Genomic DNA, 26,393 nt, shown 5'->3' with positions numbered 1-26,393 from the left:
GAGAAGTTAAGTTTGAAATTATCGGTACGCTTCCATCAGGATTCACGCTAAATTCAAACCATACTATATCTGTTGCGCCAAACACTCCAAAAGGAGATTATAAAGTAGAATACAAAATCTGCGAAAACACCAATCCTACGAACTGCGACTCGGTAACTATTACTGTTCCGGTTACGGCAGGAAATCTGGTTGCAAACGAAGATCTTGTGCCTGCAGTTGGAGTAAATATTCCGCAGAAAGTAATCAACGTTTTTGAGAATGATACTAAAGATGGAAATAAATTAGTGCCATCAGATGTAGATCTTAAAGTAATTCAAGCAGATCCAAAAGGATATCTGACTGTAGATGCAGACGGAAATGTTACACTAGCGCCAAATGCACCTGCGGGAGATTATGAATTGACATATACTATTTGTGAGAAATTGAATCCAGATAACTGTGCTTCAAATATTGTAAAAGTAACGGTGACAGAACCAAAAATGACAATTACAGCAGAAAGCTATTGTTCAAATAATGTTCCGTATGTTAATTATACAGTTTCACCAGATAATTTCGTAGCTAATAATTTATTAACTGTTAAATGGATTGATAGCAATAATAATGTTGTAGCAACTCAGACCAATCTGCCATTAAGTGGAAATCTTCTATGGCCAGGAGCAGAAATTGACAGTAACGGAAATGGAATTGATTGGCCAGGATGGATTTTAAATAATGGTATATGGACAGAAGGTGCCGACGGATTTGAAGCTACTAGAAATGGAGTGAAAATCGAGTTTTCATTAAATCCAACTGTTACAGTTTCTGTTGCATATCCGCCTGTTAAACCAGATTGTAATGCACGTCCAACATTTGCTATAAAAGCAAATAATGATGTGGCAGGACCTGTAGATGCTAAGAAAGGAGCAAATGCTACGATTAATATTTTTGAAAATGACTTGTTAAATGGAGTAAAATTCGATCCTTCAGCTGTTATTTTATCAGTTCCGGTTGTTCATCCAAATATTTCATTGAATGCTGATGGTTCAGTCAATATTGCGACAAATACACCAGATGGGGTTTACGAATTAACATATCAGATTTGTGAAGCTGCAAATACATCAAATTGCAGTCAGGCGGTGATTAAGATTACTGTTGAGAATAACATTGACTCAGGGCCTCCAACAGCAAATAAAATTACTTTAAATGACGATAATGATGTTAGCGTTGATGGAATTAATGGTTCATTAGAATTTATAAATGTTTTAGACAATGATTTAATAAACGGAAAACCAATAAATCCTGCAGATGTTGTAGTGAAACCTTTAACAGACAGTCCGTATTTTGAATGGAATGAAGACGGTACGGTAAGTGTTAAGCCAAATACACCAGGTGGAAATTATCCTTTAACTTATCAGGTTTGCGAAAAAGCAAATCCGACAAATTGTTCTACGGCTGTATTAAATGTTTTTGTAGAAGTGCCTGCTATTTCTGTTATAAAAACAGCAGTTTTCAATGACGAAAATAATAGCGGTTTTGCAAATGCAGGAGAAACAATTACATACAAATTTACTGTGACAAATACAGGAAATGTGCCTCTTGTTGGAATCACGATTAACGATCCGTTGCCAGGAGTAGTAGTTTCGGGACAAGCAATAAACTTAGATGTTAACGAATCTAACAATTCTAACTTTACAGCGGTTTACAAAATCACTCAAGAAGATATTAATCGAGGTAGTGTGAGTAATCAGGCAACTGTAAAAGGAAACAGTGTAAGAGGAGTTGTAGTTGAAGATCAGTCAGACGATGCAAGCAATAGCGGAGATAATCCAACTGTCTTAGACTTAAACGGATGTTCTATTAAAGTAATGAATGCTTTCTCTCCAAATGGAGACAGCAAGAATGCAAGATTCTACATCAGAGGAATAGAATGTTATCCAGACAATACGGTTGAAGTTTATAACCGTTGGGGAGTTCTAGTTTTCAACATAGATCAGTACAATAATAACGATCGCGTTTTTGTTGGATATTCTAACGGACGTTCAACCGTGAAACAAACAGATGGTCTTCCAGTTGGAACGTATTTCTATATCTTAAAATACAAAGATAGCGCTCAAAAGTCTCATCAAGAATCTGGATACTTATACCTTAATAAATAAAATTGGACTACGGCTTAGTTAGCGCTAAGCCGTTCTAAAGCTTAATAAATGAAAAAGTTAATTTTAGTTTTTATGTTTTTTTCGATTGTGTCACATGCGCAGCAAGATGCGCAGTATACGCAATACATGTATAACACAATCGAAGTCAATCCAGCGTATGCAGGTTCAAGAGGGGCATTAAGCATTTTTGGTTTATATCGTACACAATGGGTTGGATTAGATGGAGCACCAGAAACAAGTACATTTTCGGTTAATACGCCTTTGAAAAATAGCGATTTAGGACTTGGGGTTTCTTTGGTAAATGATAAAATCGGGCCAACGGTAGAGAATACTTTATCAGCAGATTTGTCTTATACAATTCCAACTTCAGACACATGGAATTTATCTTTCGGGATAAAAGGAACCGCTAATCTTTTTAACATCGATATTAATAAATTGAGTTATGAAGATCAAGACGATCCGCAATTTCAGAATCTTAAAAATAAATTCTCGCCAAATGTTGGAGCTGGACTTTATTTTCATTCAGACAGAGCTTATGTAGGATTATCGGTTCCTAATTTTATCGAAACCAACCGTTATGACTCAGATGATGTAGCTATTTTTAAAGAAAAAATCAATTATTATTTAATAGCAGGTTATGTATTTAATCTAGACCGTTTAGAGTACATAAAATTCAAACCCGCTTTAATGACCAAAATGGTAGAAGGAGCTCCTTTGCAAGTCGATGTTTCAGGAAATTTTATGTTCAATGATAAATTTGTTTTAGGACTTGCTTACCGTTGGAGTGCATCTGTTAGTGCAATGGCTGGATTTCAGGTATCAAAAGGAATGTACATAGGTTACGGTTACGATCATGAAACCACACAATTAAGAAAATACAATTCTGGATCTCATGAGATTTTCTTAAGATTCGAGTTCTTTAATAATTACAATAAAATGATATCCCCAAGATTCTTTTAATACAACCTATGAAAGCTAGAAAATTAATATTGATCTTTTTACTGTTTAGTTTTATTTCAAATGTAAATGCACAAAATCCATTTACAACAATGAACATAAAATATGCAGATAAAAAATACGAAGAGTACGCTTACGCAGATGCTATAAAAGTATACGAGACATTAGTAAATTCAGAAACTACTAATGAAGGCGTAATTCAGCGTTTAGCCAATTCATATTATTTTAATGGAGAGTTAAAAAATGCATTAAAATGGTATGAGCAATTATTCGTGATAAACGAAAACCAAGAAGCTGAATATTTGTATAGATATGCCCAATCATTAAAATCGGCAGGAGATTATCGAAGATCTGATGAGATTTTGCAGAAATTCAATCAGAAAGCAACTGCAGAGAAAAGGGCAGATCTTATTAGAAAAGACAAAAATTATTTAGAAGATATAAAAGAAAACTCAGGCCGATTTCAGATAGCCGATGCTGGAGTTAATTCTAGATATTCAGATTACGGAAGCGTAGTTTACAACAATAAAATCGTTTTTACATCTGCGCGCGATACAGGCGGAGTGGTGAAATCTAACTTTCAATGGACAAACAGATCTTTCTCTAGATTATATACAGCCGATTTAATGCCAGATGGAAGTGTTGGAAAGCCAGAACTTTTAGTAAAAAGAAAAAAAGACAATTTTAATGAGTCAAGTCCAATTTTTACAAAAGACGGACGCACCATGTATTTTACCCGAAATAATTTCACAGATGGCAAAAGACGTAGCAACGACAAAAACGTAACCTTATTAAAATTGTACAAAGCAGAATTTATCGATAACGAATGGAAAAATGTTGCAGAACTTCCGTTCAATAGCGATCAATACAGCACGGCACATCCTGCTTTAAGCGTAGACGAAAAAACACTTTATTTTGCATCAGATATGCCGGGAACTTTAGGACAATCGGATATTTATAAAGTAGCGATCAATGAAGACGGAACTTTCGGTACGCCAGAAAATCTTGGACCAACAATTAATACAGAAGCAAGAGAAACTTTTCCTTTTATTTCTGGAGACAACGAATTGTATTTTGCTTCTGACGGACGTCCAGGTTTAGGCGGATTGGATGTTTTTGCTTCTCGTATAAAAGCCAACGGAACTTATGATGACGTTCTAAATGTTGGAGAACCTGTAAATAGCAAACAAGACGATTTTGCTTTTAGCATTGATAGTAAAACCAGAAGCGGTTATTTTTCTTCAAACAGAGAAAACGGACTAGGGATGGATGATATTTACAGATTTACAGAAACTAGAAGATTAATCTGCGAACAAAATTTATCTGGAAATGTTACTGATGCAGAATCAAACGAAATCTTAGCGAATACTTCTCTGACTCTTTTTAATGAAAAATTTGATCCAGTTGGAACAATTACAACAGACGAAAAAGGAAATTATCTTTTTCCTGATTTAAGATGTGGTAAAAAATATACCATTAGAACAGCTAAAAACGATTACAATGCCAAAGAAGTTGTAGTAACTATTAGTAAAGAAAAAGGAGAAACTACTCAATTAATTGCATTAAATAAAGTTTTCAAACCTCTTGCGGCAAAAACGGTAGCAATCAAAAAAGTCGCGATAAGCCCGGTAAAAGTAGGTTCTATAAGAGTAGGTGTAGATATTGCAAAACTATTAAACCTGCCAATGAATTTCTTTGATTTGGGTAAAGCAACCATCAAGAAAACATCAGAACCGCAGTTAATGAAAGTGGTGAATCTTTTAAACGAATATCCAGCTATGAAACTTGATATTCGTTCGCATACCGATAGTCGTTCTTCTTCAGAGAGCAATCAGATTCTTTCAGAAAAAAGAGCACAGTCAACAAAAAACTGGTTAGTTCAAAAAGGAATTAGCGAAGACAGACTAACTGCAAAAGGTTATGGCGAAACACAATTAGTAAACAAATGTGCAGATGGAGTAAAATGTACAGAAAAACAGCACATGCAAAATAGACGAAGCGAGTTTATTATTGTTGCGATGTAAAATAATCTTCATATAAAATTAAAAACCCTTTTCTAAATTCTAGAAAAGGGTTTTTTAGGTTATAAATAATCCCTACAGGATAATGGTTTGGGGTGTGGTCATTTTTTTTTCTACCAATCAGTCACTCCTAGCGGAGTGGGTCTCGAATTTATATATAATGGTAGAAAAACCGCTCCGCTAGGAGTGACTGATTGGTAGAACGCAAATGATTATCCGTGTTCATTATGTCCTGTAGGGACATTTGATTGGTTAATAAAAATCAATTAATAAATAACAAATTTATATTTTATCATGTGTATTAAATTAGAAAAGGGAGTGTTTACTCATTAACCATATTAGAATTTCTATTAAGTAAATAGTCAATTTCACTTAAAAAATCAAATTCATCTTGAGGTATTAATTGAAGAACAGTTTCCAGAATTAAACCTATATTGATAGATTGACGTTTGTCAGTTTCAGGAATTTTATGGGTATCTTGCTCCAAAGCCAAAATACATAATTTCAGCATATCGGTAATTACGCAGCCGAGTTCTAAATAATTTTGAAACTTAATCTCGGCAACATTAGTTTTATTATTTGTAGGTTTTAATGTTCGAAAATATAAAGAAGCTAATTTTTTAAGATCTAAATTTTTGATTTCATTTGATTCCATATAATGAGGCGTTTAGTTGAAAAAATAGATATTTTATTATTCTAAATTATTTTATGCAAGATGCTTTTTCTTTTTATTATTTCCAACATACGATCGTATGTTGTGTAAAATAAATCTTATAATTAGTATTGAAAGCAAATCTATTAAAATGAAAAAAAAGATAGCACGACATATATGTCGTGTCAATATCTTTCTGAAATTTTACAATCTCTACGGGGTAATGTGGGGTTATATTTCGCTCCTCTGGAGCTCTTTTCTTTTGGTATAATTTTTCAGCTATAAATATTATGCTCCGCTGGAGCATTGCTTTAATTATCATAAAAAGAAAACTCCTTTAGGAGTTGTTGGTTGGTAGTCCCAGCGGGACGAAATATTTATAGAAAAGATATTATATCCCATCCAAAAGCCCCAGCGGGGTGATATGTCGCTCCTCTGGAGCTTTTTCTTTTATTATAATTTCTCTACTATAAATATTATGCTCCTTTGAGGCATTCTTAATGGTTATAAAAAAATGAAAAAACTCCGCTAGGAGTTTTTGGTCGGTAAACGTTAAAAAATCTAAATTTCTTCAAAAAACAATTCTAAACAAATTCATTCTTTACACTATAAATTTGAAAATCTTAATTTTTGTGTATTATATTTAAAATGAATTAGTTATGTTTTAAAAAATCGATTTCGCTGTAGATCGTGTTTGTTTTTGTTTTAACTTTATAAACCTAAAAATTTTTCATTATGACTGTAGATCAAATACTTAAAGCAAAAGGAAGAAATGTATATTCTATTGTCTCCAATTTAACGGTTTATGATGCGTTAAAAGTTATGGGAGAAAAAAACATTGGAGCAATTTTAATTATTGATGATAATGTTTTAAAAGGAATATTATCTGAAAGAGATTATGCCAGAAAAATTGTTCTGAAGGATAAATCTTCTAAAGAAACTTTTGTTCATGAGATTATGGAAAGTAATGTTTTTACAGTAAAACTTTCAGATAATCTTGAAGATTGTATGGAACTTATGAGCGAAAAAAGAATAAGACACTTGCCTGTTCTCGAAGACGGAATCGTAGTTGGAATCATTTCAATCAGCGATGTAGTGAAGGCAATTATAGAAATTCAAAAAGATACGATCAACCATTTGAATTCTTATATTTCTCAATAAAGCACACCTAAAAACGATAAAAATTCAAACGAGTCCAATTTCTATTGGACTTTTTTTATTTATTCGAATAGATTTTAGAAAAAGAAAATGCTAAAAAGATGCCATTTTAAAACAAGACTTATATCTTTGTAAGCTAGAATAAATGCTAAAAAAATGAACAAAGAGAGTAAAAGAAGAGAAGCGTTACTGTACCATGCAGAACCAACTCCAGGAAAAATTCAAGTAGTTCCAACAAAAAAATATGCAACCCAGAGAGACTTATCATTGGCTTATTCGCCAGGAGTTGCAGAACCATGTTTAGAAATCGCAGCAAACAAAGAAGACGTTTATAAATATACAGCAAAAGGAAATTTAGTAGCCGTAATTTCTAACGGTACAGCTGTTTTAGGACTTGGAAATATTGGTCCAGAAGCAGGAAAACCTGTAATGGAAGGAAAAGGTTTATTGTTTAAAATTTTCTCAGATATTGATGTTTTTGATATAGAAATCGATACCGAAAATGTTGAAGAATTCATTCAGACTGTAAAAAATATTGCACCAACTTTTGGAGGAATCAATTTAGAAGACATCAAAGCTCCAGAATCTTTTGAAATCGAAAGAAGACTGATCGAAGAATTGGATATTCCAGTAATGCACGACGACCAGCACGGAACGGCAATTATCTCTTCTGCAGCTTTAATCAATGCACTTGAATTGGCTGGTAAAAAAGCAGAAGATGTAAAAGTAGTAGTTTCTGGTGCAGGATCGGCAGCGATTGCGTGTACAGATTTATATGTTTTACTTGGAGTGAAAGTTGAAAATGTTTTAATGTACAACAGTAAAGGACTTTTAACTAAAGATAATCCTGCACTTTCAGATTTACAATTAAAATATGCAATTGACGGAGCTAAAATTCCTTTAGAAGAGGCAGTAAAAGGCGCTGATGTTTTCATTGGATTATCTTCTGGAGACATTTTATCGCCAGAAATGTTACTAACAATGGCAAACAATCCGATTGTATTTGCAATGGCAAATCCAAATCCGGAAATCGACTATAATTTGGCTGTAGAAACTCGTAAAGATGTTATTATGGCTACTGGACGTTCAGATTTTCCTAATCAGGTAAATAACGTTTTAGGTTTTCCTTATATCTTTAGAGGAGCACTAGACGTAAGAGCGACAAAAATCAATGAAGAAATGAAAATGGCGGCTGTAAAAGCTTTAGCTATTTTGGCAAAAGAACCAGTTCCAGAGCAAGTAAACGTAGCTTACGGTGCAATGAAACTTGGATTTGGACAAGAATATATCATTCCTAAACCTTTCGATCCTAGATTGATTACTGTTGTAGCTCCTGCAGTTGCAAAAGCAGCAATGGAATCTGGAGTGGCAAAAAATCCTATTACAGACTGGGCAGCTTATGAAGATCATCTTCGTGAGCGTATGGGTAACGACAATAAAATGGTGCGTTTGATTACAAACCGTGCGAAATTGAATCCGAAGAAAATTGTTTTTGCTGAAGCAGATCAATTAAACGTTTTAAAAGCAGCTCAAATTGTTTACGAAGACGGAATCGGATTCCCAGTTTTACTAGGAAACAAAGAGCAGATTTTAGATTTAAAAGCAGAATTAGGTTTTGATGCCGATTTAGAAATTATCGATCCAAAAACTGATGAGGAAGCCGTAAGACGTAACAAGTTTGCAAAATCATTCTGGGAAGCTAGAGGAAGAAGAGGTGTTTCTAAATTAGACGCTGAAAAATTCATGCGCGAAAGAAACTATTTTGCCGCAATGATGGTTAACGAAGGAGAGGCAGATGCAGTAGTAACAGGATATTCTAGAAGTTATCCTTCAGTAGTTAAGCCAATGCTTCAGTTAATAGAAAAAGCACCTAATGCTTCTTTAGTAGCAACTGCAAACATGATGCTTACTTCTCGTGGGCCAATGTTCTTATCAGATACAGCAATAAACATTAATCCATCTGCACAAGATTTGATTAATATTGCTATTATGACTGCAAAAACAGCAAAAATGTTTGGAATTGAGCCAGTTATAGCAATGGTTTCGTTCTCAAATTTTGGGTCTTCAACTAGCGAAAGTGCTTCAAAAGTTAGAGAAGCTGTAGCTTACTTGCACAAAAACCATCCAGAGTTAATTGTTGATGGAGAAATTCAAGCAGATTTTGCTTTAAATCCAGAAATGCTTCAAGAGAAATTCCCATTTTCTAAATTAGCAGGAAAAAAAGTAAATACATTGGTTTTCCCTAATTTAGAATCAGCAAATATCACTTACAAATTGTTAAAAGAATTGTATAAAGTGAATTCAATTGGTCCAATCATGATGGGTATGGGTAAACCAGTTCACATTTTCCAATTAGGCGCTAGCGTTGAAGAAATGGTTAATATGGCTGCTATTGCTGTTATTGATGCACAAGAAAAAGAAAGTAAAAAGAATAAAATAGCACAATAAACGTTCTAGCAAGGATTGAACAAATTTGTCGTAGTTTTATGGCATTTTTGTTATATTTGATACTAAGAAATTACATTTATGATAGCACATTTGCAGGGAAGATTAGTAGAAAAGAATCCTACAGAAGTAGTAATTGATTGTGGAGGAGTTGGTTATCAGGTAAATATATCGCTACATACCTTCTCCTTAATTCCAAATTCTGAAAATATAAAATTGTATACGCATCTTCAAATTAAAGAAGATGCGCATACTTTATATGGTTTCGCCGAAAAATCTGAGCGAGAAATTTTTAGAATGTTGCTTTCTGTTTCAGGAATTGGAGCAGGAATTGCAAGAACAATGCTTTCGTCAATAGAACCAAAGCAAATTATAAACGCCATTGCATCTGGAGATGTGGGCGTAATCCAGTCTATAAAAGGGATTGGAAACAAAACAGCACAAAGAGTTATACTTGATTTAAAGGAAAAAGTTGTTAAATTGTACGATATTGACGAAGTTTTTGCTGTCCAAAACAATAGAAATCGAGATGAAGCGTTATCTGCTCTAGAAGTATTAGGTTTTGTTCGAAAAGCTTCTGAAAAAGTGGTAGAAAGAATTGTCAAAGAAGATCCTGAAGCTACCGTTGAAACAATTATCAAAAAGGCCTTAAAAAGCTTATAAATTTCATTTCATATAAAAGAATTCTATGCGTAAAATTTGTATTTTGTTGCTGGTATTGCTCTGCGGTAATGTTTTGCGTGCACAGATTACACCACCGGCACAAGATACAACTAAAACTCAGTTTTCGGTTGGTAAGATTGAGATTGGAGATCCTCCAACTGTGCTTTCTGCCTACAGGTACGATCCTATTACAGATCGTTATATCTACACCAACTCAGTAGATGGTTTCTCTATCAATTACCCTTTAATTTTAACTCCAAAAGAATATGAAGATTTAGTTCTAAAAGAATCCAGAAGAGATTACTTTAGAAAAAAATCTGATGCTATTGATGGTAAAAAAAATGGAGCTGAGGCAGCCAAAAAAGATTTGTTGCCAAGATATTACATCAATTCAAGTTTATTTGAAAGTATTTTTGGTAGCAATACTATAGATGTAAAGCCCACAGGGTCAGTAGAAATGGACTTGGGTATGCGTTATACTAAACAAGACAACCCTTCATTCTCTCCAAGAAATAGATCTAGTTTGACTTTTGATTTTGATCAAAGGATCAGTATGAGTTTAATGGGGAAAGTGGGAACTCGTTTGGAAGTAAATGCCAACTACGATACACAATCGACATTTGCTTTTCAGAATTTATTCAAACTTGCTTACACACCTTCAGAAGATGATATTGTTCAGAAAGTTGAGGTAGGTAATGTGAGCATGCCTTTAAATAGTACCTTAATTCGAGGCGCACAAAGTTTATTTGGTGTAAAGGCTCAGCTGCAATTTGGTAAGACAACTGTTACTGGAGTTTTCTCAGAACAAAAGTCTCAGACTAAAAGTATAGTCGCAGAAGGTGGGGGAACAGTCCAGAACTTTGATTTATTTGCATTAGATTATGATAATGATCGACATTTCTTCTTATCGCAATACTTTAGAAATAAATACGACAATTCTCTTAAAAATTATCCATTAATTGATAGCCGTGTTCAAGTTACAAGAATCGAAGTATGGGTTACCAATAAGCAAAATAGAGTAAGTACATCAAATAACAATTTAAGAAATATTATTGCGCTTCAGGATTTAGGAGAAGGGCAAGTTTCTGGTGTTCCAGATAATCAAGTTGTTGTAATTACAGATCCAGTTGGCTTTTTTAATAATCCTATAGATTCTCCAACTGATAATACGAATAACAAATATGATCCAGCAGCTATTGGAAAAGGAGGAAGTTATTTAAATTCTAATATTAGAGAAATCGTAACAGCAAAATCTGGATTTAATAACGCCAATACAAACGAGGGAACTGATTATTCTATTCTAGAGAATGCGAGAAAATTAACTACAAATGAATTTACTTTTAATGCACAATTAGGTTACATTTCGTTACAGCAGCGCTTGGCAAATGATGAAATTTTAGCAGTTGCATTTGAATATACTGTTGGAGGAAAAACATACCAAGTAGGAGAGTTCGGTAGTGATGGTGTAGATGCAACTGTAGTTACAGGAAACAACAGTTCTAATCAGGCAATCGTAACGCAAAGTTTGGTTTTGAAAATGCTGAAAAGTAGTTTGACAAACGTACAAAATCCAGTTTGGAACTTGATGATGAAAAACGTTTATCAAATTCCTCAAGCTTATCAAATCAAACAAGAAGATTTTAGACTTAATATTCTTTATACCGATCCTTCGCCAATAAATTATATTACGCCTGTTCAAGGAACTCTTTTTCCAGATGATGATCCTACAAACCCTAATCCAAGTAATTATTATATTACTAAAACACCATTATTAAATGTTTTTAACTTAGATCAGTTAAACTATACTAATGACCCGCAAAAGGGAGGAGATGGTTTCTTCGATTATGTTCCGGGAGTAACTGTTGATGTACAGAATGCAAGAATTATTTTTACAACTAAAGAGCCTTTTGGTGAGCTTTTGTTTAAAAAATTACAAACTACAAATTCTGGAGAAAGCTATAATGATCCAACTACATACAACGCGAATCAAAAGAAGTATGTATTTAGAAACATGTATAGGAATACCCAAGCTGGTGCACTGCAGGATAGTGATAAAAACAAATTCTTATTGCGAGGAAAATATAAATCTTCTGGAAGTAATGGTATTCCTATTGGAGCATTCAACGTTCCGCAAGGGTCTGTTGTTGTAACCGCAGCAGGACGTGTTCTGGTAGAAGGTATTGATTATAGTGTAGATTATCAATTAGGAAGAGTACAGATATTAGATCCTTCGCTTCAAGCTTCAAATACTCCAATTGAGGTTTCTTTAGAAAACAATTCAATCTTTGGTCAACAAACTAGAAGGTTTATGGGATTTAATATCGAACATAAAATTTCTGAAAAATTTGTTGTTGGAGGTACTTTTTTAAAAATGACAGAACGTCCTTTTACTCAAAAATCAAGTTATGGGCAAGAATCTGTAAATAATACCATTTTTGGTTTTAACGGAAATTATTCAACCGAAGTTCCGTTTTTGACAAGATTGGCCAATAAACTGCCAAATATAGATACAGATGTTCCTTCTAACCTTTCTATTCGTGGAGAAGTAGCATTTTTGAAACCAAATGCACCAAAGGCAAGTGATTTTGAAGGAGAAGCTACTATTTATATTGATGATTTTGAGGGTACTCAGACCACAATTGATATGAGATCTGCTTATGCATGGAGTTTGGCTTCAACACCATTTATTAATTCTGCTACAGATAATACTTTTAATGCCAACTCAAATACGCTAGAGTATGGCTATAAGCGTGCTAAATTGTCGTGGTATAGTATCGATCCGATTTTCTATACTTCAAAACCATCTGGAGTTTCAAACGATGATTTATCTTTAAATACAACAAGAAGAATTTATAGTAAAGAACTTTATCCAAATACAGATATTGCACAAGGACAAATTCAGGTTATTAATACGCTAGATTTAACATACTATCCATCAGATAGAGGACCTTATAACAATAATCCTAATTTTAGTTCTAGTCCCGCTTCTGCCAATTTTGGTGGAATTATGCGTGCACTAAACTCTACAAACTTTGAGCAAGGAAATGTCGAATACATTCAGTTTTGGGTGCTTGATCCTTATGTTGGAACAGGGCAGGCTCAGGGAAATAATAATGGAAAAATTTATTTCAATTTAGGAGAGGTTTCTGAAGACGTTCTTAAAGATGGAAGAAAGCAATATGAAAATGGTTTAGGTCCAGATCAGGTAATGGTTAATCCACAGCCAATTTGGGGAGATGTACCTGCTTCTCAGTCTTTAATTTATGCTTTTGATACCAATGCAGATAATCGTAAAAATCAAGATGTTGGTTTAGACGGTTTGCCAGATGCAAGAGAAGGGTCAATTTATACTAATTATGCGGGAGAGGCAGATCCTGCAGCGGACAACTATAAATATTTTCTAAATACAGAAGGAGGAGTATTGCAACGTTATAAGCAATATAACGGAACTGAAGGAAACTCTGCTGTAAGTATTGATGATCCAAATCGTGGGTCGACAACTCTTCCAGACGTTGAAGATATCAATCGTGATAATACAATGAGTACAATCAATGCTTATTATGAATATAGTATTGATGTAAGGCCAGGTATGCAGGTTGGAGAAAATTATATTACAGATATTAGAGATGTTCAAAATGTAGACCTTCCAAACGGAAGCACAACCAATGCAAGATGGATTCAGTTTAAAATTCCTGTTTCAAAACCTCAAAACACTATTGGAAATATTACCGATTTTAGATCGATTCGTTTCATGCGTATGTTTATGACTGGATTTAATGATCAAATGACGGTTCGTTTTGGAGCTTTAGATTTAGTTAGAGGAGAATGGAGAAAGTATACAGGAACATTAGACGCAAACGATACAAATCCTGATGATGATGGAACTCAATTTGATGTCGCTGCTGTAAATATTCAGGAAAATGGAACAAAATGTCCTGTAAATTATGTTATTCCACCAGGTGTTCAGAGAGAGCAGTTGTACAATAACAATACAATTATCAACCAAAATGAGCAATCTTTAGCATTGCGAATAGGAGGCGCAGGATTAGAATATCAAGATTCTAGAGCAGTTTTCAAAAATGTAAGTGTTGACATGCGTCAATATAAAAAATTAAAAATGTTCCTTCACGCGGAATCACTTCCAAATGAAACGCAACTTTTAGATGACGAGATGATCGGATTTATTCGTTTTGGTAACGATTTTACCCAGAACTTTTATCAAATCGAGATTCCATTAAAAGTAACAAGAACAGGCGGATCTTGTACAATTAGTCCAGATCAGGTTTGGCTTGAAGAAAACAATATTGATGTTGCTCTGTCATTATTGACAAGAATGAAGGTTCTAGGAATGAATATCGATATTAATTCTCCAAAAAGAGATATAAATGGTATTTATTATCCTGACCGAGATCCTGATGTAGAAGGAGGTGACCAAGATGGAAAGTTAACTTTAGGTATTAAAGGAAATCCGAATTTTGGTTTGGTTCGAAATTTAATGGTCGGAGTAAAAAGTGCAGCAAACCATAAAGATATTATGGGAGAGGTTTGGTTTAACGAACTTCGTATGTCTGATTTGGAAAATAAAGGAGGTATGGCAGCATTGTTGAATGTTGATACCAATATGGCCGATTTGATGACATTGTCTGCTTCTGGTAAAAAGAGTACAATTGGTTTCGGTTCTCTTGAACAAGGAGCCAATGAAAGAGATCGTGAAGATATTCAGCAGTACAACATCGTAACAAACATAAATTTAGGAAAACTGCTTCCTCCAAAATGGGGTATTAATCTTCCATTTAATTACGCAATTGGAGAAGAGGTTATAACGCCAGAATACGATCCTTTTAATCAGGATATCAAGTTAGATCAATTGATTAAAGAAACTACAGATCCGGCAGAAAAAGAAAATATTAGAACACGAGCAATAGATTATACTAAGCGTAAAAGCATCAACTTTATTGGTGTAAGAAAGGATAGAGCACCAGAACAGAAACCGCATGTTTATGATGTAGAAAACTTCACGTTCTCTCAATCTTATAATCAAGTAGAACGACATGATTATGAAGTTGCTAATTATGAAGATCAGCAGTCTAATACTTCTGTTAATTATGCTTATACTTTCCAACCTAAAGAAGTGGTTCCGTTTAAGCAAACCAAATTCATGAAAACAAGTGATTATTGGAAATTGTTAAGTGACTTTAATATTAATTATCTTCCTTCGAATGTTTCATTTAATACTAATATTTTAAGACAGAGCAACAGTCAGCAATATAGACAAGTTGAAGAAGGTATTGGACTAGATCCGCTATATAGAAGAAACTTTGCGTTTAATTACCAATATGGTTTTGGATTTAATTTGACAAAATCATTAAAATTAAACTATACAGCAGCGTCTAATAATATTGTAAGAAACTTTTTGAACGACGATAATACGCCAAAACAGGATTTTAATATTTGGGACGATTATTTTGATATTGGTATACCAAACCAGCATTTGCAGCAATTGGTTTTAAATTATGATATTCCAATTAATAAAATTCCAATATTTAGTTTTGTAAAAGCGACTTATTCTTATACGGCAGATTACAACTGGCAAAGATCTTCAACGGCACTTTCTCAATATGTCGATGATAATGGAGTATCATGGGATTTAGGAAATACAGTGCAAAATGCGAATTCGAATACATTGTCAACAACATTAAATATGAATACGCTGTATAAATATTTAGGATTGACGCCAGGAGGAAAACCAGCAAAACCTAAGCCTGTGGCACCACCAAAACCAGGTGAGAAAATTGTAAATACAGCTAAACCAGTTACGAGTAGTAATCCTTTTTATGATGGTTTGATTGGAGTTTTGACCAGTATTAAAAATGTTCAAATTAACTATACTAAAAATAGTGGTACAGTTTTACCAGGTTATATTCCGGGAGTAGGTTTCTTTGGCACATCTAAACCTTCGTTAGGATTCGTATTTGGTAGTCAGGATGATGTGCGTTTTGAAGCGGCTAAAAACGGATGGTTGACTAGTTATCAAAACTTCAACCAAAACTTTACACAGGTAAGTAATAAACTTTTGAAAGTAACGGCCAATGTAGATTTATTGCCTGATTTGAAAGTTGATTTGGCTATGGATCGTGCTTATTCTGAAAATTCATCAGAACAATATAGTGTAGACCAAAATACAGGCGAGTACATGCCATTGTCACCATACAGTTACGGAATGTTTTCTATTTCTACAGTTTTGATTAAGACGGCTTTTTCAACAAGTACAGAAACAGAATCAGCGGCGTTTGATGATTTTAGAAGCAATCGTTTAGTTATTGCAAACCGTTTGGCAGCACAACATTATGGTGGAGCAGAAATTCCTAGGTATGGAGATGTAAATAATCCAATCCCTGATGAATCAGATCCGAATTATAAAATTTATGTAGCCAATGAAGGTTATCCTATTGGTTTTTCAAAAAGTAATCAAGCTGTATTGTTGCCTTCATTCATGGCGGCTTATACAGGCAAAGACGCTTCAAGCAGTTCGACAAGTATTTTTAGAAGTTTCCCTATTCCGAACTGGAATGTAAAATATAATGGTTTAATGCGTTATAAGTATTTCAAAGACCATTTCAGACGTTTTTCGTTACAGCATAATTATAGAGCATCTTACACCATTAGCCAGTTTAGATCAAATTTTGATTATTTAGAAAATCCAAACGGTCAGGATGTAAACACGAATTTCTTTAATAAAACAATCATGTCTAACGTCAATTTAGTAGAACAGTTTAGTCCTCTTATTCGAGTTGATTTTGAGTTGAAAAACTCATTCCGTTTATTAACAGAAGTTAAAAAAGACCGTGCTTTGTCTATGAGTTTCGATAATAATTTATTGACAGAAGTAAGAGGAGTAGAGTATGTTGTGGGGCTAGGGTATCGCTTTAAAGATGTAATTATTTCATCGAGATTGGCAGATAATCCAACTGGAATTATTAAAAGTGATATCAACATAAAAGCTGATTTTTCATATAGAAATAATGAAACTTTGGTTCGATATTTAGATTACGATAATAATCAGTTGGCAGCGGGACAGAATATCTGGACTCTAAAATTAACGGCCGATTATGCTTTCAGTAAAAACTTAACAGCAATATTCTATTATGATCATTCGTTCTCGAAAGCAGTTATTTCGACTTCTTTCCCTTTAACGAATATCAGATCAGGTTTCACACTTCGTTATAATTTCGGAAATTAAATTTTAGTTTCTAAACTAGATTTCATTAGAAGATTATTACATTTGTGGCTTAAATTTTAAATTATCAATTTTCAAACACAACTATTATGAGCATACCAGCAAATTTAAAGTACACAAAAGATCACGAATGGGTTAGCATCGAAGGAGATGTTGCAACTGTAGGAATTACTCATTTTGCACAAAAAGAGTTAGGAGATATCGTGTATGTTGAGGTAGAAACTTTAGATCAGACACTTTCAAAAGATGAAGTTTTTGGAACTGTTGAGGCTGTAAAAACAGTTTCTGATTTATTTTTACCATTAACAGGTGAAATCATTGCTTTTAATGAAGATTTAGAAAGTGCTCCTGAAACTGTAAATTCAGATCCTTATGGAGCTGGATGGATGATTAAAATAAAAATTGCTGATGCTTCAGAAATTGATACTTTATTATCTGATCAAGCTTATAAAGATTTAATCGGTGCCTAAACAACTCTTGTTAATTTGGGCAATTATTTGCTCTGGAATCATTACTTATTTTTGTCTGACAGATTCTAGTAATATACCAGCAATTAATTTTCCAAGCATTGATAAAATTGTACATTTCTGTTTTCATTTTGGTTTTACAATTTCATGGATTTTGTTTTTCAAAAAAGAATTAAAAGGAAAAGATGCAGACGATTATAAAGCTTATTTGATTTCGTTTATATTTTCTGTTTTTTTTGGAATTACAATCGAAATTCTTCAAGGTGCTCTTACCGCAACAAGAGCCTCAGATGTTACAGATGTTTTGGCAAATGCGCTTGGTGCCCTTGCAGCGGTTTTTTCTGCAATCGGATTTAAAAGGCAAATCGATAAAATATAAATTAAGAACCCACCTCGGTGGGTTTTTTATTACAAGAAAATCAAGCACTTAAAAAGCTGTTTTTTTCAATTTAAAATGTACTTTTGTGCTGGTTTTCTGCAACTTCAATCAAAATGAACGTAAAGCAATATTTAGACTCAACGTATTTAAAAACTGCATCGCAAGCTGGTCTTTCAGAAGCGGAAAATACTATTGTAGTTAAAAATGCAATTGAAGAAGCAATTCAAGAAGGTTTTAAGTTGATTATGATACGACCAGAATATGTTTCTCTGGCAAAAAAAATGATCATAGAAGCCAATTCTGTTTTGTTAGTTGGTACAGTGATTGATTTTCCAGAAGGAAAATCAAATCTGGAGACCAAAATTAAGGAAGCAAACGAGGCCATTGAAAATGGAGCAGACGATTTAGATTTTGTTTGTAACTATGAAGCGTTTAAGAATGGTGATCTTGATCTGGTAAAAAAAGAAGTCTTAATTGGAACACAAATCGGATTGGCAAATGATAAAACAGTAAAATGGATTATCGAAATTGCCGCCCTAACAGATAAAGAAATTATTCAGTTATCTGCCTTAATAAAACATGTTGTAGTATCAAATTTTAAAGAAGATGATTTTGATGCTGTTTTTGTGAAATCCTCAACAGGTTTTTATAAAACGGATAATAATTTGCCAAATGGAGCAACCGTTCCAGCAATAATAATGATGCTCGAAAATGCCTCGCCACTTTCAGTAAAAGCAGCAGGCGGAGTTCGTTCATTTGAAGAAGCCGCAGAAATGATTCGTTTAGGAGTAAAACGTATTGGCACTTCGGCCGCAAAAGCAATTGCTAACGGAGAAATTTCCCCAAATCAATATTAAATAAATACCCAAATTTTAAGTGAATAAGTTTTTTTTGTCCCTTGTTTTAATTTCTACGTTCTTTATTGTTTCTGCTCAGCAAAATAGTAATTCTTCAGTTCAGCCTGGTTTCTCTGCAGAGAAATTTCCAGTTTTTCCTAATTGCGAAAATTTAGAAGCTAAAAAATTAGAAAATTGTTTCTATAAAGAGGTTCAAGATTTTGTATTCAACAATTTTCAGGTTCCTCAAAAATTAAAAGAAAATAATTATAAAGGAACAGTGAAATTACTTTTTGAAGTAAATGCAGAAGGAGAATTTAAAGTGATTTATGTTTCTGCCGAAACAGAAGAGCTGTCAGAAGAGGCAAAAAGAGTATTTGGAGCATTTCCAAAAATTAAGCCATCAACTTATAACGGAAAACCAACTTATTCTAAATACACTATTTCTATTGATATTCCTCTAAAAAGTTCAGCGCAGCTTGAAGCAGAAGCTTTGGCAGCAGCAGAAATTGAAAAACAGGTAGAAAAACCAATGACAGAATTGGATAGTATTGTGTATAAAAAGTACCGTAATCCGGAGTTTGATAGTCATTTAAATATTCCATTTTCTCATAGTTATTATTCACAATTTGATGCGGAAATGAATCAAGTAGGAAGTAATAATCATACCGCATCTAAACCTTACACATATGCTGAGGTTTCAAAGTACTATAATTTAAGAGCAGTTAATGAGTCGCTGCAGAAAAAAACTTCAACTTGGCTGGGAAGAAAATGGTGGAATGAAAATTTAGTGCAGATTCAGGGAGAAGATTATTGGTTTGCTTTAAATCCGATTGTAGACTTGCAAATGGGTAAAGCTTCAGATCTTGATGCATCTTACACTTATGTAAATACTAGAGCGCTAAACTTTAGAGGAGGTTTGGGGAAGCAGATTAACTTTACGACTACATTTTTTGAAAGCCAAGGAAGATTTGCGGGTTATTTTAATGATTACGCAGAATCTATCAAACCTTCTGGAGGAAATCCGGCGATAATTCCCGGAATTGGAATTGCGAAAAGGTTTAAAACAGATGCTTACGATTTTCCTTTAGCGGAAGCGAATATTACTTTTGCGCCAGGTAAAATTTTTGATTTCCAATTAGGTTATGGACGAAATTTTATAGGTGATGGTTATCGTTCTTTGTTGGAAAGTGACGGAGCAAGTCCGTACCCATATTTTAAAATGAATACTAAATTCTGGAAAATTAAATACACCAATACTTATATGTGGATGAAAGATGTTCGTCCAGAAGTAACAGATGAAAAAACTTATGCAACCAAATTTATGGCTAATCATTATTTGAGTTGGAATGTTTCTAATAGAGTAAATTTAGGTTTTTTTGAATCTGTAGTTTGGACAAATTCAAATAACAGGGGGTTTGATGTTAATTTTGTTAACCCAATTATTTTTTACAGAGCAGTAGAGTTTGGATCTTCATCTAGAAGTGGAAACGCGCTTTTGGGAATAACAGGTAAATACAAATGGAATAATAGTGTAAATCTATATTCGCAATTCTTGATCGATGAATTTTCTGTTTCTGATGTTGGTGCAGGAGATCAAAGCTGGAAAAATAAATTCGGATTTCAGCTTGGAGCGAAATATTTCAATGCATTTAACGTAAAAGATTTGTTATTGCAGGTTGAGTTGAATCGCGTACGTCCTTATGTATACTCGCATAGTGCTATTATTACAAATTACGGGCATAATAATCAGAGTGTGGGGCACCAATGGGGAGGAAATTTTAAAGAGCTTGTAGCAATTGCAAGATACCATAAAGGTCGTTGGCTTGCTGATGCAAAATTAACAGTTGGAACAAGAGGTTTGGATTTTGATACTGCAGAAGACTCTTATAATTATGGAGGTAATATTTATAAAAGCTATGATGTAAACCGCCCATATGACACAGGTGTGAAAATTGGACAAGGAAACAAGACTAATGTTTTTATTGCAGATATTCAAGGAGGATATTTAATTAATCCGATGACAAACTTGAAGCTGTTTGGAAGTTTAATCTATAGAAATTTTGATCCGACACAAGAAACAGCAACAACTTTTAAGCAAAGTACTACTTGGTTTAGTATCGGATTACGTTCGGATATTTTCAACTGGTATTTTGATTACTAGTTTTTAATAAGATTTTTCGAAATAATAGTGTTAAAGAATGCTGAGATCTTAATTTGTATAGGTTTTATTGAAAAAAATCTATTTTTATAGGCTTAAATTCTACAATCTAATTTGTACATTTGCACCACTCAAAAAAAATACACAAAATACAACGGTATTGAACGCTGCAAAAAATACATTATCACTCAAATCAATATTTCTAGATTTTAAAGAGATTACTAAAGCTGGTTTAGCTATTAGTGTGTTGTTTTCTTCTATTGCTGGATATTTATTAGGAGTGGATTCAGAGCATCCTTTTAAATGGAGTGTTTTGGCTGTTTTGGCGGTTGGAGGTTACTGCATGGTAGGAGCTTCAAATGCTTTTAATCAAGTAATCGAAAAAGATATCGATTCTTTAATGGATCGTACCAAAAACCGTCCAGTTCCCTCTGGTCGTATGTCTCCAACAGTAGCTTTGTTAGTGGCAAGTTTGCTTACTATTATTGGTATTGCACTTTTATACACGATAAATGCTAAGTCGGCAATGTTTGCTGCAATTTCTATATTTCTTTATACAAGTGTTTATACACCATTAAAAACAGTAACTTCGTTGTCTGTTTTTGTTGGAGCATTTCCTGGTGCAATTCCGTTTATGTTGGGGTGGGTAGCAGCAACAGGCGAATTTGGTATCGAAGCAGGAACTTTATTTTTAATTCAATTCTTTTGGCAGTTTCCTCATTTCTGGTCTATCGGGTGGTTTTTGTATGAAGATTATGAGAAAGCAGGAATTTTTATGCTTCCAACAGGTAAAAAAGACAAAGGAACTGCATTGCAAATTATATTGTACACAATTTGGCTTATCATAGCATCGTTATTACCTGTATTAGGTTTTACAGGGCAATTATTTATTTCTCCAATTGCAGCAGTTTTAGTGTTTCTATTAGGGATTTGGATGCTTTTTTATGCAGTTCGTTTGTATAAGTTAAGAACCGCAAAAGCTGCGAGAACATTAATGCTTGTAAGCGTTTCGTATATTTCGCTTTTACAAATTGTATTTATAGTAGATAAATTTTTAAGATAGTTGTTATGGAAATGACATTGAAAACAAATGAAGAACAAGTAAGAAAGTCAAAATCAGCAAAACTGATTCTGCTTTTTGCAATGGTTAGTATGACCATGATGTTTGCTGGTTTAACAAGTGCATTTGTGGTAAGCAAATCAAGAGCAGATTGGTTGAAGAATTTTGAACTTCCTTCGGCATTCTATTGGAGTACTGCAGTAATTATAGCTTGTAGCGTTACTTTTTATTTGGCAAAAAAAGCTATTCAGAAAGACAATAGAAACGCAGTTACAGGATTGCTTCTTGGAACTTTGGCTTTAGGAGTTTTATTTGTGGTATTACAATTCAAAGGATTTGGACAAATCGTTTCTGAAGGGTATTACTTTACGGGAGAAGGTAGTTCAATTACTACAACTTTTCTTTATGTTGTAACAGTTACACACTTGTTACACTTAGCTGGCGGATTAATTTCACTTTTAATTATAATTTATAATCATTTTAAACAAAAATACAATTCGACTCAAACTCTTGGTATAGAACTAGGTGCGATGTATTGGCACTTTTTGGATTTATTATGGGTATATTTATTTTTATTTTTATATTTCTTTAAATAAGAAAAAAACGTAAATTTGGGAACTTTTTAACGAATATCTTTTATGGGAGCGACAGTTACTACTGCAAACAACGACGAAAAAACTTGGGGAGGCGGTCACAATGAGCCTTTAGGAGCAAGTTATGGTAAAATGATGATGTGGTTTTTTATCGTATCAGATGCCTTAACATTCTCTGGATTTCTAGGAGCTTATGGTTTTTCTAGATTTAAATTTATTGAAACTTGGCCTTTGGCTGATGAAGTGTTCACTCACTTCCCATTTATGCATGGTGTTGCGGCCCCAATGTATTATGTAGCATTAATGACTTTTATTTTGATCTTTTCTTCTGTAACAATGGTACTAGCTGTTGACGCAGGACACCAATTGAAAAAGACAAAAGTTGCAATCTACATGTTTTTAACTATTATTGGAGGTTTAATTTTCGTTGGTTCTCAAGCTTGGGAATGGAAAAACTTCATTAAAGGTGAATACGGAGCAGTTGAAACAGTTGGAGGTAGCTTGCTTCAGTTTGTGGACAAAGATGGTAAAAGAGTAGCTTTAGCTGATTTTGCTGTTAAATTGCCAGAACAAAGAGAAGCTTTAACTAGAAGCCATTCAACTTGGTTTATGGAAGATGCGGAATCTCTTCCTACTTATACAGTTGCTGAAGTTCAGGCTGGTTTTAAAGCTCACCCTGAAATTTTAATTAGAACAGAAAAACTTACAGATAAAAAACAGAAAACAATCTTATCAAGAGAAGAGTCTGAAAAACATTTAGCTACTGCTAAATATGTAGTAGAAGGTGCTAACTTGATCAGAAACGAGTACGGTAATAAATTATTTGCTGATTTCTTCTTCTTCATTACAGGTTTCCACGGATTCCACGTATTCTCTGGAGTTATTATCAATATCATTATTTTCTTTAATGTATTGTTAGGTACTTACGAGAAAAGAAGAAGCTACGAAATGGTAGAAAAAGTTGGATTATACTGGCACTTCGTAGATTTAGTTTGGGTATTTGTATTTACAGTTTTCTACCTAGTTTAATTTTAGAATTTAATTATTATGTCACACGAGCACGTATCAAATACAAAAAGAATCTGGTTTGTTTTCGGATTACTTTCAGTAGTTACTACAGTTGAAGTTATCTTAGGTATCTACAAACCTGGAGCATTAGAATTTACTCATTTTGTTGGTTTAAATCTGTTAAACTGGATTTTCTATATCCTTACAGTTTTCAAAGCATATTATATTGTATGGGCATTTATGCACATGGAAGGTGAAAAAAGCAGCCTTAGATGGTCTGTAGTTTCTCCTGTTATCTTCCTAGTTTTATATTTATTGTTTATTCTGTTAACAGAAGGACATTATATTTATGGGGTTTTTAAAGATTCTACTATTAAATGGAATTTTTAACATGATATTAATTCGAAAAGAAGCTCCGATTAACGGAGCTTTTTTTATTTTTGTACCTCAATAATTCTCCGTTAATACAATGAAAAAAAATATAGTTCTCTTTGTACTTTTTGTATTGCCAATTGTAGCGTATTTGTTTTTTGCTTCTGGTGTAAATAGTTTTACAACACTTCCGGTAATAACTCCCAAAGTAGCCGATTTTGGGGATTGGAATTCATTAAACGGAAAAAAAATCTCCCTTGATAAAAAGATTACGGTGCTAGGTTTTGCCGGTACAAACATTCTTGAAAATAGAGGTAACTATTTTAATTTGAATGAGAAGATCTACAAACGTTATAATGGTTTCGAAGATCTTCAGTTTGTTGTTCTTTGCCCAATAGGCACGGAGAAAGAAGCGCAAAAAATTGTTGATGCATTATCTCCTTTTACCGATGTTAAAAATTGGAATTTTGTATTTGCTTCAAAAGAGGATATTCAGAAATTTTACAACGGTTTACATTTAAAAGAAAAATTAAATGGAGATCTTGGGACTTCTAATGTTTATATCATCGATAAAGAGCGTAATCTAAGAGGAAGGAAAGATCCAAAAGAATATAAAGAAGGATATGATACTTTTCATCCATCTGAGTTGAGTAATGAAATGCTGGATGATTTCAAGATCATTTTATACGAATACCGCGCAGCATTAAAAAAGAATCATAACGCTACAAAGCAACTTTAAAAATCATTTTTATATGTTTAAAAACAAATCATATATCGGAATCTCTTTTATCATTCTGATTTTTGGGATTTATGCTATTCCTAAAATTGTTGATCGAGTTAAAAACGGTGACGTTGTAAAAGGAAATCGTTTGGATAATGTTGGGGCAAAAACTTCAAAAGACACTAAGCTTTTGACAATTGGTTCAGCTCCAAAATTTGAATTGACAAATCAGGACAATGTCAAAATCTCAAATGAAACGTATAAGGGAAAAGTGTATGTTTTGGAATTTTTCTTTACAACTTGCCCTTCGATCTGTCCAAAGATGAACATGAGCATGTTGGAGATTGAAAAGACTTTTTTTGGCAATCCTAATTTTGGAATTGTTTCTATTACAATCGATCCAAAACATGATACTCCGCAAGTTTTAAAAGATCATGCTAAGTTACTTGGAGTGAAATCTTCAAACTGGAATTTCTTGACAGGAGATAGAAATGTAATTATGGATTTGTCAAATAAAGGTTTTAATCTTTATGCAGGAGAAAATGATAAAGTGAGTGGTGGATTTGAGCACTCAGGTTTGTTTGCTTTGATTGATAAAGACGGAAATATTCGTTGCAGAAAAGACGAGTTCGGAAATCCGAACATTTATTACGATGGTTTAGATAAAAAAGGTGTACGTGATATTCAAGAGGATATTAAAATTTTATTAGCAGAATAATGGAAGATAATAATTTAGAGAAAAAATATAACAAGTTTATTATTGCGGTTTCAATTGTAATTCCGGTTGTAGTAGCAATTTTGTTTGGAGTTAAGCTTAAGGATTTTGGTTACAATGTCGAGCCATTGTCAATGTTGCCTCCAATTTATGCTACAATTAATGGTTTTACAGCTGTAGTTTTGGTTGCTGCTGTTTTAGCTATAAAAAAAGGAAACCAGAAACTTCACGAACGATTAATGACTTTGGCTATTGCTTTGTCTGTTGCATTTTTGGTAATGTATGTGGCGTATCACATGACTTCGGATTCTACTAAATTTGGTGGAGAAGGTGCTATACGTTATATCTATTTCTTTATTCTTGTAACACATATTTTATTGTCGATTGCTATTATTCCGCTTGTTTTAATAACGTATGTAAGAGCGCTTGCGCAGCGTTTTGACAGACATAGAAAAATAGCTAAAATCACTTTTCCGCTTTGGCTGTATGTTGCGGTAACAGGAGTAGTGGTTTACTTAATGATTTCACCATATTATGTTTACTAAAAAAAATAATTTTCAAATCGTAAAATCCAAGTTCCAAGCTTTATTTTTTGGAATTTGTTTTTTCCTTATTGGATTTTCTGCCAATGCGCAATGTGCGATGTGTCGCGCGGCTTTAGGAGGGGATTCTAATATAAAAAAGGCTGAAGCAGTAAATGATGGAATTGTTTACTTAATGGTTATTCCTTATTTACTCGTATTAATAATTGGATATTTGATTTATCGAATGTATTCTAAAAAGAAAAAAGCAGTGTAATTTTACACTGCTTTT

General features: G+C 33.5%; 20 protein-coding genes. 19 read left to right on the top strand and 1 reads right to left on the bottom strand.

All coding sequences use genetic code 11. The features are described from left to right. The 3 genes from JC605_RS01120 to JC605_RS01110 form a co-directional block, all read left to right on the top strand. Positions 1-2,135 (top strand): gliding motility-associated C-terminal domain-containing protein (locus JC605_RS01120; RefSeq protein WP_198854490.1); only part of this gene is annotated, 2,135 nt, incomplete at its 5' end. A gap of 48 nt (positions 2,136-2,183) precedes the next feature. Then, on the top strand, positions 2,184-3,095 hold the full coding sequence (locus JC605_RS01115) for a type IX secretion system membrane protein PorP/SprF (RefSeq protein ID WP_198854489.1): 912 nt from the start codon (positions 2,184-2,186) through the stop codon (positions 3,093-3,095). Positions 3,096-3,103: 8 nt separating this feature from the next. After that, positions 3,104-5,116 (top strand): OmpA family protein, encoded by a 2,013-nt coding sequence (locus tag JC605_RS01110; protein WP_198854488.1) that lies wholly within the window; start codon positions 3,104-3,106, stop codon positions 5,114-5,116. A gap of 319 nt (positions 5,117-5,435) precedes the next feature. Here the strand turns inward: JC605_RS01110 and JC605_RS01105 are convergent, their stop codons facing one another. Continuing rightward, positions 5,436-5,768, bottom strand: coding sequence for a hypothetical protein (locus JC605_RS01105; RefSeq protein ID WP_198854487.1), 333 nt, complete (start codon positions 5,766-5,768; stop codon positions 5,436-5,438). A gap of 732 nt (positions 5,769-6,500) precedes the next feature. Here JC605_RS01105 and JC605_RS01100 point away from each other — a divergent pair. The 16 genes from JC605_RS01100 (at position 6,501) to JC605_RS01025 (ending at position 26,378) form a co-directional block, all read left to right on the top strand. Further along, positions 6,501-6,926, top strand: a complete 426-nt coding sequence (locus tag JC605_RS01100; RefSeq protein ID WP_198854486.1) for a CBS domain-containing protein — start codon at positions 6,501-6,503, stop codon at positions 6,924-6,926. A 153-nt stretch (positions 6,927-7,079) separates the two neighbouring features. Beyond that, positions 7,080-9,371: an NADP-dependent malic enzyme gene (locus JC605_RS01095; protein ID WP_198854485.1), complete on the top strand. Its 2,292-nt coding sequence runs from the start codon at positions 7,080-7,082 to the stop codon at positions 9,369-9,371. Between the two features lie 78 nt (positions 9,372-9,449). Then, the gene (gene ruvA, locus JC605_RS01090; RefSeq protein WP_095927916.1) at positions 9,450-10,031 is read left to right on the top strand and encodes a Holliday junction branch migration protein RuvA; all 582 of its coding nucleotides are present in this window, start codon (positions 9,450-9,452) and stop codon (positions 10,029-10,031) included. Positions 10,032-10,056: 25 nt separating this feature from the next. After that, positions 10,057-17,271, top strand: a complete 7,215-nt coding sequence (gene sprA, locus JC605_RS01085) for a cell surface protein SprA (RefSeq protein ID WP_198854484.1) — start codon at positions 10,057-10,059, stop codon at positions 17,269-17,271. An 86-nt stretch (positions 17,272-17,357) separates the two neighbouring features. Next, the gene (gcvH, locus tag JC605_RS01080; protein WP_091492358.1) at positions 17,358-17,738 is read left to right on the top strand and encodes a glycine cleavage system protein GcvH; all 381 of its coding nucleotides are present in this window, start codon (positions 17,358-17,360) and stop codon (positions 17,736-17,738) included. Next, positions 17,731-18,114, top strand: a complete 384-nt coding sequence (locus tag JC605_RS01075; protein ID WP_198854483.1) for a VanZ family protein — start codon at positions 17,731-17,733, stop codon at positions 18,112-18,114. Before gcvH ends, JC605_RS01075 begins: the two co-directional genes overlap by 8 nt. 113 nt (positions 18,115-18,227) lie before the next feature. After that, on the top strand, positions 18,228-18,971 hold the full coding sequence (gene deoC / locus JC605_RS01070; RefSeq protein WP_198854482.1) for a deoxyribose-phosphate aldolase: 744 nt from the start codon (positions 18,228-18,230) through the stop codon (positions 18,969-18,971). 19 nt (positions 18,972-18,990) lie between these two features. Beyond that, positions 18,991-21,114, top strand: coding sequence for an energy transducer TonB (locus JC605_RS01065; RefSeq protein WP_198854481.1), 2,124 nt, complete (start codon positions 18,991-18,993; stop codon positions 21,112-21,114). A 157-nt stretch (positions 21,115-21,271) separates the two neighbouring features. After that, complete coding sequence (gene cyoE / locus JC605_RS01060; protein ID WP_198854480.1) at positions 21,272-22,174, top strand: heme o synthase; 903 nt, start codon at positions 21,272-21,274, stop codon at positions 22,172-22,174. A gap of 5 nt (positions 22,175-22,179) precedes the next feature. Further along, positions 22,180-22,767 (top strand): cytochrome c oxidase subunit 3, encoded by a 588-nt coding sequence (locus tag JC605_RS01055; protein ID WP_198854479.1) that lies wholly within the window; start codon positions 22,180-22,182, stop codon positions 22,765-22,767. Between the two features lie 42 nt (positions 22,768-22,809). After that, the gene (locus tag JC605_RS01050; RefSeq protein ID WP_198854478.1) at positions 22,810-23,793 is read left to right on the top strand and encodes a cytochrome c oxidase subunit 3; all 984 of its coding nucleotides are present in this window, start codon (positions 22,810-22,812) and stop codon (positions 23,791-23,793) included. Positions 23,794-23,811: 18 nt separating this feature from the next. Next, positions 23,812-24,162, top strand: coding sequence for a cytochrome C oxidase subunit IV family protein (locus JC605_RS01045; protein WP_198854477.1), 351 nt, complete (start codon positions 23,812-23,814; stop codon positions 24,160-24,162). 79 nt (positions 24,163-24,241) lie between these two features. Next, entirely contained in the window at positions 24,242-24,883 is a 642-nt protein-coding gene (locus tag JC605_RS01040; RefSeq protein WP_198854476.1) for a hypothetical protein, read from the top strand. Between the two features lie 13 nt (positions 24,884-24,896). Continuing rightward, positions 24,897-25,583, top strand: coding sequence for an SCO family protein (locus tag JC605_RS01035; protein ID WP_198854475.1), 687 nt, complete (start codon positions 24,897-24,899; stop codon positions 25,581-25,583). Continuing rightward, entirely contained in the window at positions 25,583-26,125 is a 543-nt protein-coding gene (locus JC605_RS01030) for a DUF420 domain-containing protein (protein ID WP_198854474.1), read from the top strand. The genes JC605_RS01035 and JC605_RS01030 overlap by 1 nt, the downstream gene beginning before the upstream one ends. Then, positions 26,115-26,378, top strand: a complete 264-nt coding sequence (locus tag JC605_RS01025; protein ID WP_198854473.1) for a hypothetical protein — start codon at positions 26,115-26,117, stop codon at positions 26,376-26,378. Before JC605_RS01030 ends, JC605_RS01025 begins: the two co-directional genes overlap by 11 nt. Positions 26,379-26,393: the final 15 nt, after the last annotated feature.

The organism is Flavobacterium sp. IB48, assembly GCF_016405855.1.
Taxonomy (GTDB): domain Bacteria; phylum Bacteroidota; class Bacteroidia; order Flavobacteriales; family Flavobacteriaceae; genus Flavobacterium; species Flavobacterium ginsengisoli.
This window is presented reverse-complemented; position numbering and strand designations above follow the sequence as displayed.